General features: G+C 36.5%; 2 protein-coding genes and 1 pseudogene. All 3 read right to left on the reverse strand.

Going from position 1 to position 2,219, the window contains the following annotated elements:
- Positions 1 to 126: 126 nt before the first annotated feature.
- Positions 127 to 468: pseudogene (locus KSO91_RS16960) on the reverse strand (type VI secretion system contractile sheath domain-containing protein); the annotation flags it as partial.
- The gene (tssB, locus tag KSO91_RS16965) at positions 468 to 968 is read right to left on the reverse strand and encodes a type VI secretion system contractile sheath small subunit (RefSeq protein WP_238744202.1); all 501 of its coding nucleotides are present in this window, start codon (positions 966 to 968) and stop codon (positions 468 to 470) included. The pseudogene KSO91_RS16960 and the gene tssB, both read right to left, overlap by 1 nt.
- Before the next feature lie 50 nt (positions 969 to 1,018).
- Positions 1,019 to 2,116 carry a type VI secretion system protein TssA gene (gene tssA, locus KSO91_RS16970; RefSeq protein ID WP_238744203.1) on the reverse strand — a complete coding sequence of 366 codons (1,098 nt, stop codon included), beginning with the start codon at positions 2,114 to 2,116 and terminating at the stop codon, positions 1,019 to 1,021.
- Between the last annotated feature and the right edge of the window lie 103 nt (positions 2,117 to 2,219).

A 2,219-nucleotide genomic window follows, 5' to 3' on the forward strand; every position in this document is an offset into this window, starting at 1 on the left:
CTCATATCGTTAATAACTTTCTGTTTTAATTCTTCTGGATAATTTGTCATATGTTGCTTAGTTAACCTCTTAGATAATTATGAGAACTTAATTAAGTCATCATTGCAACTATTCTGACACTGGGGGCATGATTCGAATTTTTAAAGTTGAACTCGTTTCACAATTATGAACCATGTGATGAACTCCGCGCCAACTACCTTCTAACTTCTGAAACTCTTTATTATGCATAATTGCAGAAAGCTGTTTTGAGATAGTAGTATCGAGTGCTGAGATAGCTTCTCTAAACGTCACTGTTAAGTTCTTATTCCATTTAACAGTGCCTTTTAAAGCTTCTTCTGTTAAGGAACGAATAAGTTCTTCAGAACGGGAACTCTCAGTTTGTTTCGTTGCACCAATGGCTTGATCTAAAATTGATAAACTGACAGATTCTTCAGCTGGCTTGTCTATAACTTGCGCTTCTACACTCATTATTGAACTCCCTCAATTTTCAGCTCAGATGCTAATTTATCTAAGCTTGCAGTATTGTTAAGTACTTCTTCAAGAATGTTTTCAAGATCTTCAGAGCGATCAACCTTAGTCATTAAGTCGCGTAATTTATTACGTGTGTCCATTAATTTTTTTAATGGTTCGACTTGATTGACAACAGCAGCAGGTTCGAAATCATCTAATGATTTAAACGACAAACTAAGTTTCATCTCAGAATCGTCATCTGATAAGGTGTTTTCTACACTAATATCTAATTTTGGATTCATACGTTTTAGAATGTCGTTATAATTATCACGATCAATTTGAATAAAACGACGATCTTTAAGTGGTTTCAAATCTTCCGTGTTATGGCCTGAAAAATCACCCGTGACACCAATCACGAAAGGTAATTCTTTCTTTACTGATGCACCTTCTGTTTCAACATCATAAGTGATGTGTACGCGCGGTTTTCTTACTCGTTTTAGTCTATTGTGTATGCTCAAGTTAAACTCCTTTCATTTAAAATTACTAATCTAAATAACACGACTATTTTTTAGTCTTCAGCTTTAATACCCGATAATTTGAAGAAACCATTACGCGCATCTCCATCGACAATAAGCTCCTGAAGTAATTCAGGTAAGCTTAATTCACTCCATCGAACGACTTGTTCAATGGCATAAGACATAGGAGAATGAGGCTCTGTTTTTCTAAAAAACTTGGCAATATCATCTAATGTCTTCAATGCTTGATCTCGCGTCTTTATTTGTTTGTTTAATACACAAACATCGCTAGAGTTTGCATTATCAGCTTCATTTTTTACTGGAGCGCTCTCCTCAACTGCAATAAATTTATCTTCAGCTAAAATATCTTTGGCAATGTGCTTAACTGCAATTGAACATGACTCTAAGCATTTACGTATATAACTTGTAGGCTGAGGATCGCCAAGCATTGCACTGTCCATTGCTGCTGATAACGCCGAGAATGCCTGCATCGTAGACTCAATATCTTGATGTATTTCGAGATAAAAAGATTTGGTAGTTTCTTTTATACTCTTCTGCACTTCTGCTAAAGAAATGACACCAGCAGAAAATTTCTTTTGCTGTTTATCTGAATCTAATCGGTCAACTTCACAAGCTTGTTCATACCGCCAGGTTGAATATGGCTCTACACCGTCAGTGATATAAATAGCTTTAATAGGCGCTATAAGCGCTCCTTCACCAGCAATACCATTAAGACCAACAAGCGGTGCAATACGTTCAGAAAGATCCCCATCTTCAGGGATGGGAAACAAATCATCCCAATACGTCTCTATTAATTTCGTCGCTAATTGGAAACCAAAAGTCAACCCTTTAAAACCATGCTGCCGACATAGCGCTTCAATATACCAAGCAGTAAATTCAAGATCTTTGCAATGCTCAATAAGTGCCATCGGAACTTGTTCAAGTATTGGTAACCATTCAGAGATAACAGACGAAACACTTTCTTCGTCAATGAGTGCCTTTCGCTCATTAGCACGAGCACTATTACGCACATCTTTAAGTAAAAAATAGGTTGAACCCGGCGAAATATCTGAGCGAGGATCGATCCCTGTTATCAACTCTTGCGAAATGGGCAGAGTCAGATCGTCGACTGTAAAATTAAAAATACTCATTATATTCCTCGCCGCCAAACTCATAAATGACAACATCAAAAAGTAGTAATTTTAAACAAAAAAACAACTTAAAACAACCCGGACCATCACTTAATTATAATGT

The sequence above is a fragment of the Psychromonas antarctica genome, from assembly GCF_022267535.1.
In the GTDB taxonomy this organism is placed as follows: Bacteria; Pseudomonadota; Gammaproteobacteria; order Enterobacterales; family Psychromonadaceae; genus Psychromonas; species Psychromonas antarctica.